Origin of the sequence: Clostridium sp. UBA1056 (assembly GCA_002316385.1) — a bacterium.
Classification (GTDB): Bacteria; Bacillota; Clostridia; order Clostridiales; family Clostridiaceae; genus Clostridium_J.
Genome location: DCDL01000048.1, coordinates 1 through 10,301, shown reverse-complemented (window position 1 = coordinate 10,301; position 10,301 = coordinate 1). Strand labels below are relative to the sequence as shown.

9 protein-coding genes, 1 tRNA gene and 2 rRNA genes are annotated in these 10,301 nt (G+C 29.4%); 10 read left to right on the top strand and 2 right to left on the bottom strand.

Annotation, left to right across the window (positions count from 1 at the left end; genetic code table 11):
- Positions 1-350 precede the first annotated feature (350 nt).
- The 6 genes from rrf (B3W71_RS11665) to B3W71_RS11640 all read left to right on the top strand — a co-directional run bounded on the left by rrf (B3W71_RS11665) (position 351) and on the right by B3W71_RS11640 (position 2,795).
- Positions 351-467, top strand: a 5S ribosomal RNA gene (gene rrf / locus B3W71_RS11665).
- A gap of 5 nt (positions 468-472) precedes the next feature.
- Positions 473-548, top strand: a tRNA-Lys gene (locus B3W71_RS11660).
- Between the two features lie 326 nt (positions 549-874).
- Positions 875-1,153, top strand: coding sequence for a hypothetical protein (locus B3W71_RS11655; RefSeq protein WP_346889099.1), 279 nt, complete (start codon positions 875-877; stop codon positions 1,151-1,153).
- Between the two features lie 151 nt (positions 1,154-1,304).
- Positions 1,305-1,658 carry a PH domain-containing protein gene (locus B3W71_RS11650; protein WP_346889098.1) on the top strand — a complete coding sequence of 118 codons (354 nt, stop codon included), beginning with the start codon at positions 1,305-1,307 and terminating at the stop codon, positions 1,656-1,658.
- A 60-nt stretch (positions 1,659-1,718) separates the two neighbouring features.
- Positions 1,719-1,837 (top strand): 5S ribosomal RNA (gene rrf, locus B3W71_RS11645).
- Between the two features lie 328 nt (positions 1,838-2,165).
- Positions 2,166-2,795 carry a lytic transglycosylase domain-containing protein gene (locus B3W71_RS11640; protein WP_346889097.1) on the top strand — a complete coding sequence of 210 codons (630 nt, stop codon included), beginning with the start codon at positions 2,166-2,168 and terminating at the stop codon, positions 2,793-2,795.
- Between the two features lie 512 nt (positions 2,796-3,307).
- On the opposite strand, the gene B3W71_RS11635 is transcribed toward B3W71_RS11640, so the two are convergent.
- Together B3W71_RS11635 and B3W71_RS11630 are read right to left on the bottom strand one after the other, a co-directional pair.
- Positions 3,308-3,847, bottom strand: a complete 540-nt coding sequence (locus B3W71_RS11635; protein ID WP_346889096.1) for a rubrerythrin family protein — start codon at positions 3,845-3,847, stop codon at positions 3,308-3,310.
- Between the two features lie 153 nt (positions 3,848-4,000).
- Entirely contained in the window at positions 4,001-4,372 is a 372-nt protein-coding gene (locus tag B3W71_RS11630) for a hypothetical protein (protein ID WP_346889095.1), read from the bottom strand.
- Positions 4,373-4,795: 423 nt separating this feature from the next.
- Between B3W71_RS11630 and B3W71_RS11625 the strand changes: the two genes are divergently transcribed.
- The 4 genes from B3W71_RS11625 to B3W71_RS11610 all read left to right on the top strand — a co-directional run.
- Complete coding sequence (locus B3W71_RS11625; RefSeq protein WP_414632023.1) at positions 4,796-4,939, top strand: CPC_1213 family protein; 144 nt, start codon at positions 4,796-4,798, stop codon at positions 4,937-4,939.
- A 317-nt stretch (positions 4,940-5,256) separates the two neighbouring features.
- Entirely contained in the window at positions 5,257-7,155 is a 1,899-nt protein-coding gene (locus B3W71_RS11620; RefSeq protein WP_346889093.1) for a cell wall-binding repeat-containing protein, read from the top strand.
- A gap of 151 nt (positions 7,156-7,306) precedes the next feature.
- Complete coding sequence (locus B3W71_RS11615; protein ID WP_346889092.1) at positions 7,307-8,458, top strand: DUF3298 and DUF4163 domain-containing protein; 1,152 nt, start codon at positions 7,307-7,309, stop codon at positions 8,456-8,458.
- A 138-nt stretch (positions 8,459-8,596) separates the two neighbouring features.
- Positions 8,597-10,301: GH25 family lysozyme (locus tag B3W71_RS11610; RefSeq protein ID WP_346889091.1), on the top strand; the 1,705-nt coding region annotated here is incomplete at its 3' end.

The window sequence follows — 10,301 nt, the reverse complement described above, 5'->3', positions numbered from 1 at the left end:
ATCTAAATAAGACGAAATATTTTTAAATGGATAAAAGCGAGAAGTTCAAGGAAATGACTGAGTGAGGATCAGAGTTTATTAAACATAAATGAGAACCGCAACGAAGGAAATTGACAAAGAAATTCGAAGCTTATATACATTTAATTCACTGTGTAATTTTGAGAGAACATTATATTTCTCAACTGGGCGATGATATTGCAGACTTTTTCTATATGAGCAATATCCGTATATCAACAACTAAGTTAGTAGTATTATCGCAATGCTAATGAGGATTTGAAATAATCTTCATTAAAGACAAACTTATAAAAGTTTGTGGAAGTACAGAGATAATTATATTATCTATGTACTTATCTGGTAAGTATATCTTGAAGGTAACACCCGTATCCATGCCGAACACGAAGGTTAAGCTTCAAAGAGCCGATAGTACTGCACGGGAAGCTGTGTGGGAGGGTAGGTTATTGCCAGGTAGCTTGGTTCACTAGCTCAGTCGGTAGAGCACATGACTTTTAATCATGGTGTCCGGGGTTCGATCCCCCGGTGAGCCACCAACACCTTATTTTATAAGGTGTTTTTTTATAAAATTTATGATGGATAGTTAATAATTAGTACTAATAAGAATATATCAGGTTTTAAAACTTTAAAATCTTTTAAAATCGTATAAATAAATTAATTATTTTATATTAATATACACACAAAATTAATATACCTACATATTATACTATTAAGACTAGCTATTAAGGCTAAGTTTCATGTAGGCAACTTTAATGTAATAGCTCTAAGGTTTGAGATATTTTTAAGTATTGTTAATTGTTATAAAATATTAAAAATACTATAAGCTATTATAAAATTGATTAAAAAGTGGTGAGTATATAAGATGTCAAATAATAATGAATTTTTCGATTGTGATGGAAATTTTGATGATAGATTCAGAAGAAGACGCGAAAGAGATGAATGTGATGATAGATGCAGAAGAAGATGTGAAAGAAGATGCGAAAGAAGATGCGAAAGAGATTGCTGTGAAGATAGATTTATTCCATGCTGCTGCCCATGTGAACGTAGATGTGAATGTAGAAACGATGATGATTTCTTTATAATCATATTATTATTCTTCTTCTGTTTTTGTCCATTTGGATTTGGAGGATTCTTCTTCTAATAGATCAGGGATTTAGATCAAGGATTAATAGTAATCTAAATGCTAATGTATATATATAAAATATTATAATAAATCAGTATAAAATATAGAAATGATCATCACTGTGTATTAATATATATAGTGATGATTATTTTTTTAGGGGAGTAGTGGTATGAGTAGAGAAGAAAAATTATTGAAGTTAATTGAAGAAAGGCTCAACATGGATGAAGTTATTATTCATTATGTGGAGGGAGCTTTTGAGACTACTATAAAGGGAAGACAAAATACAATGACCGGGGTGCTAGTAACTACTAATGAAAAAATTAGATTTTGTGGTAAAAGATTTTTTTTAGTTTATGATGATTCTATAGAATATAAAGATATTGACGATGTAGAGATCAGTGAAGAAAAACTAGGATATAAAATTTTTATAGCAGGAAAAGAAAAATCTTACTTTATGAGTTTTGTAGTAAGTAAAGATGTACATAAGTTTGTAGATAGTATAAAGAAAAGCATAAATAGATAATTAAAATATTGTAGGTTAAAGATTAAAATATAATATTATGGTAAATAATAATAGTATGAATCTGGTGATTATACTATTAGAGGCTACACCCGTTATCCATTCCGAACACGTAAGTTAAGTTCTAATAGGCTATATATACTACATTAATAGCGATGTGGAAAAAGTAGTTATTGCCGGGTATAGAACAGAAGATAAGGGAATTTGAAAAAGCAAGATAAAGAATATACTGAGAGTTTATTAATTGTATGTTTAAAGACGTTTATTAATGAATCTGGTATAATCTTAAATTAACAAAAGATATTATAAAGAAAGATTTTAAAGAAAGAGAAGAAGGTGTTAAAGAGAATCCTTCTTCTTTTTTATTTATAAGGTAAATAGATTAATAAATTAATTTTTATTTTGAAGTACTTTGTTTATCTTGTTTATTTTTATTAGAAAGTTGAAATACTAGTTAATACATGAATACTAATTAAATTAATAAAATTATACATTGTTAGTGGAGGTATAATGGAAATATTAGAAGAGAAGCAGATAAATCTTAGATTTATTAGGATAATAGCTATTTTATTTATAGTAGGAATGTGTATTAATTTGTATTTCATTGGCTTAAAAGAAAATGAAAAATCTACTGAAGTACAAACAGAGGCGATAGATGTGGTAGATGATCAACTACCAGTACCTTTTAATAATGAAATAGAGGTATATAGTGAAATGTATGGTTTAGATCCTTATTTAGTGGCAGCTATAATTAAAACAGAAAGTGGATTTAATAAGGATATAGTATCTTCTATGGGTGCTGTAGGATTAATGCAGATAATGCCAAGTACAGGAGAATGGATAGCACGACAATTAAATATTGAAGACTTTTCTGCAGAAATGTTGAAGAATGAAGATGTAAATATAGAAATGGGATGTTGGTATCTAAATTACTTAAGGAGTCAGCTTAAACATACAAATGAGGTGTTAGCAGCTTATAATGGAGGTATAGGAAATGTATTTAAGTGGCTTCAGGATCCGAGATATTCTAAAGATGGAGAAGTAATTAATACAATACCCTTTAAGGAGACTGTGAGCTATATAGAAAAAGTAGTAGTAGTTTACAATGAATATATGGATTTATATAGAACTGAAGAATGATATTGTGTTTGTTGAGCTTGTAAAAAGTATGTAAGTTACAATGTAAAAGTAAGAATTTTATGTTATTTAACAATTAATTACTATATATTATGTTTATAATAAGTTTTTCATATACAGGGTATTTTACTTATTTCATTTTAAGTTTAAAGCTTCAAAGGACTTAAAGAGACCACGTCTCAAATCAAATTGCACTATGATTAACCAAGTGAAAGTAGTTTCATATTTAAAGCTGTCTTGGGTAAAGGTAAAATTATTCATAGAATAATACTTGTATTTATTAATTTTTCTATGGTAAGAAAATTATACTTTATGGCTGGTGATTATCCGCTATTTATTTTTTATATCATAATATGGAAGTAACTAAAGTTTCTTTTGTACAAAACTTATGTGTTTAAAACTTTAGACTATACTAGAAAATATTAATGGATTTTATTTATTAGAACTTATATATAACGGAGAATAAAAATAGCGAGATTGTCCTGGGGATGGATATCTACGCTATTTTAGAATATCTATTCTAGGGGATTACAATATGGCTGAAACCATGTTTGAGGGAATTTGCAAAGAGGGCATACTTTTGGAGCTGTAGAACCTTCGTGAATATATCCGCAATTAGTACATTGCCATAAGGAATTAGAATCTCCTTTATATAATGTAGAGCTAAGTAATCTATTATAAATAGTACGGAATCTAAAATCATGCTCAGCCTCTACTTCAGCAAGTTCTTTATAGAAGTCTGCTATCTCATTGAACCCTTCCTTTCTTGCGACTTCTTCATATTCTTTATAAATTGCAGTTGCTTCAGCAGTTTCGCCCATAAAAGCATTCATTAGGTTTTCTTCTGTAGACTTTACCTCACATAAAAAGTCGCGGTAAACTCTTCTGGCATGAGCAAGCTCATTATGTGCAGTTTCATCAAAAACTTGAGCTATATAGTGATAACCCTCCTGTCTTGCTTTCTCTGCATATAATGTATATTTAGTGTTAGCTTTACTTTCACCGGTAAAAGTCTTTTTTAAGTTTTTTTCAGTTCGGCTTCCACAAAAATTCATATAAATCTCCTAAAAATCATTATCTAATTTATAATATATTATTAAATTTTTTAATGGTTACAAAAATAGACTATTAAATTATAAATTAAGTCAATAGCCCATTTTCTATTCATATATTCATCATTATCTATAATAAACCCTTATATAAAAACTCTACTCCTCATAATAGCTAAAACAATAAAATAAGCAATCCTTATGATGTGGTAAGTCACTTTCAAGGATAACATGACTATTGTCAGGCATTTTAGTATAAAACTTTTTAGATCCATCTTCAAATCTAACTTCTATAGTTCTAAGCTTCTTGAAAAGCTCATTAGCTAGCTCATAGTCAATAGGTTTAATTATTCTCCAAGTATCGTTAAGACTTACATGCTTATCTTTTGCAAGTTTTACACGCCTATGAATGATAAATTTTTCTGGACCTCTAAGCTCTAGAGTATGCCCTTCAGGATTAATAGCTCTATAAGTTGGATTAGAATCCAAAATTTGAAATGCTTCTAAGGTTGTTAAGCTGTATTCTAGCATATAAATAATCTCCTTCAAATCATTATTATTACATTCTAGTAATAAATTTACTTTTATATAATTGAGTATAGTATCATAACTATATTATAACATAGTTACAAATAAAAGGGGCATATTGGAAGAAAGATTAACGGAAAATTCTAAGAATTTAATTTTTTAACTTTAAGTTCTGTGACCTAATTGATGAAAAAATTAAATCTGCTAGGGGATCGGGATAAGATTTTATGCTATAAGAGACTTTATGAACTTAGGAAAAGACCAAGGTGAATACCATCTTAATATGTTATACAAATTTCTGGAACCTCAAATTTAGTATGGAAAACAAAGAATTTAGTAAGGAAGTAATATATAAAGAAATTTAGAAGTATAAACTAAAAATTTGTGGTTACGCTAATGTTACAAAGGAGTGATACCATGACTAATATGAAAAAAACACAAAATAATAAAAAGCAAGATGGAAACTTTAAAAAGAAAAATATAAATCATGATCCACAGGTAGAAAGTGCAAAGGCTGTATTTAACGGTCCTAAGGCAAAGGAACATGATTCAAAGGATTTTATAATTTAATATTTGAAGTAAATATTAAAGGGTATATGACAATCTAGATTTAACTCTAGTATCATATACCCTTTAATTAATATTTTTATGACTAGTACAGATAAAAATAAAAGGTATTTACTAACTTATTTATATGCAAATATAGCATATTATAACAAAATATTAATTTTATATGATATAATGTTTTAAGTAAACAGGCAAACATTAAAAATTCTACATAATTTATGAAAAATAAAAAAGGATATGAATAATATATGTAGAATTAAATAATGACGACTATATTTTTTAGTTTTTAAATTATAATTATATAATAGGGGGAAAGAAGAGTGAGTAGAAGTAAGAGTCGTATTAGAAAGTTTTTGTGTGCAATAACAACAGTATTAGCAATTACTATGGTATCTCCAATTAGTAGTTTAGCCATGGCTGAAGATGGTGGTATAAGTAACACAGAAAATGAATTAAAAACTATATTAAGTGAAAATGAAGGTGGTAATTTACAAGTTAAAAATGGTCTATCTATTGATGTTGGACAAGTAATTGATCATACTAGACTTCTAGCAGAAGAAGAAGCTTCAATTCATTTTAAGCTAAGTTCTAGAGATGAAAGTATAGTCAAAGTAAACGAAAATGGACAATTTGTTGGTGTGGCTCAAGGGGAGACATTTATAATGCTTGATAGTGATGCAGGATCTTATGTTTATCAAGTAGAGGTAACAGCTCCAGCTAGAGCTAGTGTGGCGCCTTCAGTAAACGCAGCTTATACAAGAGCAAATACAGGAAAGTATAGAGTATTTATTGATGCTGGACATGGTGGAACTGAGCCAGGAGCCAGTGGATATGGGCTAGTAGAAAAAGATCTAACTTTATCTATAGCACTTAAGGTACAAAGGCTTCTTGAGAATAAAGGCGTAGAAGTGGTAATGCGTAGAACTACAGATACATTTTTAAACTTTAGAGACATTAGTTCCGTTGCTAATAATTCAGGGGCTGATGCTTTTGCATCTATTCATATAAACTCAGCGGCCGTGCCAAATGCTTATGGAATAGAAACTTACTATGCTCCTAATAGAATGGATTCAAAGCCACTGGCAGATTCTGTACAAAAGCAATTAATAAGTACAACAGGTGCTTATGATAGAGGAGTAAGGACTAATGATTTTAATGTGGTTAAAGATACTAAAATGCCATCAATTTTAGCGGAATGTGGTTTTATAAGTAATAGAGATGAAGCAATTAAAATGGGTACTAATAGTTATCAAGAATTACTGGCTAGTTCTATAGCTAATGGTATATATAATTATTTAGAAGCTAACATAGTACTTCCTTCAACTGCTGGAGAAAGAATATATGGAGCTACAAGATTTGAAACATCCTATCTAACAGCAAAAAAAGGATGGACAGCTGCAGACACAGTGATAATAGCACAAGGAATGATTTATCCTGATGCTTTATGTGCAGGACCACTAGCAGCAAAAAATAATGCACCAATTTTATTAGCAAGAAATGAATCCTTGAGTAGTCAAAGTGAATTAAGAAACTTACTATCTAGCCTAAAAGTAAAGAAGGCTATTATAGTTGGTGGACCTACAGTTCTTTCAACATCCTTTGAAAATGAAATTAGAGGTATGTCTATATCTACAGAAAGATTAGGTGGGGCAGATAGATATGAGACATCTGTAAAAATTGCTCAAGCAGTTGGGAATAAAGGTGAAGTAGCTATTTCAAGTGGTTCAGGATTTGCGGATAGTCTTTCTATGTCAGCTGTGGCAGGTATAAAAGGAATGCCTATACTTTTAACTGAAAGTAGTGTATTAACAGGCACAGTAAAAAATTATTTAGATAACCAGAGCATTACTAAAAGTTATGTACTAGGTGGAACAACTGCTATATCAGATGGTGTAGCTAGAAGCGTAGTTAATCCAGAGAGACTTGGAGGAGCTGATAGATACGAAACTAATGAGAAAATTTTTAATAGATTTAAAAGCGATTTAAGTAGCAGTGAAATGTTTATGGCTCTAGGAACAAATTTCCCAGATGCTCTTTCTGCTTCAGCTTTAGCAGCAAATAAGAAATCTTTTGTATTATTGACAAATACATCTTCTGTGGAAACACCAGTAATGAATATAGTTACACAAAATAGAAATAATATTAGTAAGATGTATATAATAGGTGGACCACAATTTATAACAAGTACTTTGTTAAATAAATTAGGAATTAAAGCTTAAAAATAATAATAAAAAATGCCTTAACTTAAAAAGTTAAGGCATTTTTTATTAAAAATTAACAGGTGTACAGACAATTTCTATGGGCAAACTAATATAAAGTTATTTTATATAAAATTTATTTAGAATATATTTCATAGAAGGGAGAAATGTTATGAAGAAGGCTATATATTTAATTCTGATTTTATTGGTTCTTACTAATTTTTATACAGTATTTGCTTTAGAGGGATGTAAAGAGCAAGATTCTGTAGAAATATCTTTACCAAGGATGGTGAATATCACTATTAGAGATGATGAAGAAGGTGTTACAGTAGAAAATGAGGAAAAAGTGTATTCCAATGAGTACGTATCTGTAAACATTAATAAACCTGTTGTAAAAATTCCTAAAAATAAAGCTGTTGAAGAAATTATAAATAATAAAATATCTAAAAGAATCAACGATTTTGTAGAATATATAACTAATTTATCTATAAGAGATAATGAAGCTAATATAAAAGCTGGATTAGAAGTGAAACCCTATGTAATTAATATAAATCATAATGTAACCTATAACAAAGGTAATATACTTTCCTTAACATTGCACTTATACAGTTATACTGGTGGAGCTCATGGTTCTACTACAGATGAGTCTTTTAACTTTGATACTAAGACAGGAAATAGGGGAGTTATTGAGGATTTCCTTGGGAATAATAAAAATTACAATAAAATAATTTTAGATAATATAAAATCTACTATAAGTAAAAATCCAGAATTATATTTTAAAGAAGCCGTAGATAAATTAAACATAATTCCATATAATCAAAAATTTTTCTTAACAGATAAGGATTTAGTTGTATATTTTGATGAATATGAAATTGCGCCTTATGTAGCAGGAAGTCCTAAGTTCTATATACCATTAAGTGCATTTCCTAAGGGATTAAATAAAGTGAATATTCAAGTAGAGGCACCAACAATAAAAACAATAACTTATGAAGAAAGTAATAATGACTTTAATCAATATTTATCCTATCCTGAAATTGAAAATATGGTGAATAAGGATATAGAAACAAAAATTAACAATTACTTTAAGGAAGAAATCTTTAAATTTGCAAAAGATGTCAAAGAAGCAAATGTTCAAAATAAAAATTCGAATAAATACATAAAAGGAATTACTACTTATTATAAGAGCTCGTTTAAGGATAAGAATACTATAATTTTTGATATAACCTATTCAGGAAATAATATAAATGATGAAAGTGCTTTATTATATAATAAAGTATATGAAGTAAACTTAAAAACCGGAGATGTTAAAGTAAAAACTCCATAATTAATTACAGTGTCAAATTTTAATATTTAATAAAGAAAAATTTTAATAAGAATTCCTTCAATTTGAATCACAATACTGTAACACATTATATATAGACTAATAATATAATAAGTGAAGCATTCAATTTCGGAGGAGAGTATGCAAAACACAACTGAGAACAACATAATAGGACCTGACTTGAATGAATATAGGGGTGATGTAGATTATATTAAAGTTGCAACACAAACTCCTTATTGCTATTTGCGTGGTTCTGGTAATGGTAGTGGTAGATTTAGGATAGACAAAAAATTTCTTGAGTATGTGCGAGGATTAGAAGAGGTAGGAATTAAAACAGGTGCATATCACTATGCAGTGCCTTCTGCGGATTTAACTACAGCAGATGCTCAATGTGATGGGTTTATTGAAATATTACAGCAAGCTTATGGAGAAGGAAGATATGGAGATTTATTCCCAGTAATTGATGTTGAAGCACCATTAGATAGATCTATATCTACAAATACATTGCTAGACTGGGTAGATAGGTTTAGAAAGAGATTTGAGCAAAAAACTAGAAGAAGACTTATGTTATATACAGGGGCATTTTTTATTGATTTATATGATAATTTCTATCATACTCAAAAAGGATTTATTTTAGCAGATATGCCTCTTTGGATTGCTATGTACCCAGAAATACAACCTAATCCTGATTACCCAAGAGATCAAGGTGGATGGACTAGATGGAGAGTGTGGCAATTCACTGAAAACGGATATATGCCAGGAATAAATCCGCCAGTAGATTTAAATTATGGTCCAGAAAATTTAGACCTATTAACACAACCGGAGAATGTACGTAATTTTAGAGCTGTAGCAGTCGATCGAGAAATACGGGTGACTTGGACACCAAATACAGATATCGATTTAGCTGGATATAATATATTCATAAATTCTAATTATGTAACTACAGTAGGTAAAAATGCTAATTCCTATGTTTTGAGATTAGCAGAGGCAAGACCAGGTGAAAGGTATGAAATGGCGATTGAAGCATTCGATACTGATGGAGATTTTTCACAAGAGAGATCCATAGCTTACGCTACTTTTGGTAGAGGTATAGATGTAAATGATGAAGAATCAGATGATTATCAATTAGAAAGCAGATGGAATATGGATACAGAAATAGGGCCTGATCATCAATCTAATATAGAATCACAACTTGTAGAATTTAGTGATCCTGTAGATAATTTAGCAAAAAGATTTGTAGAATCTGTTGAAATAAATGAAAATATAAATCTTTATGATGATTTTGTAGAGACTAATGATGAATTTGATGACATCTTATATATGAAAAGATTAGAAGATGAAAATGTATATAAAAAATATTATAGTGATAGAGAATATAAAAGTGAATTAGAGTTTTGTGAAACTGGAGAAGATCTTAGATGTGAAGATGATTATAAAAAGTTAATGGGAAAATCAATATATACTTGTCCAAATTGTATTAAGTACCATGAAGGACTTCAAGATCATGAAGAATATCGTAGTGAGCATCATGAATATAATGATAAAGAACATGAACATCATATGAAAATAGAGGCTGATAAGTATTCGTGTGAAAAGCATGATAGGGATTATGAGAATTATCTTGATTCTGAAGAATATCGTAGTGAGCATTATGACTATAAGGATAAAGAACATGAACACCATATGAAATCAGAAGCTGGTGAAAATAAGGGTCATGAAGAACAACATAAAGAACATTATGACCAAAAGGATAAAGAAAATGAGCACCATATGGAGTCAGAGGCTGCTGGTAATAAAGGTCATGAAGAACAATATAAAGAACATCATGACCAAAAGGGTAAAGAAA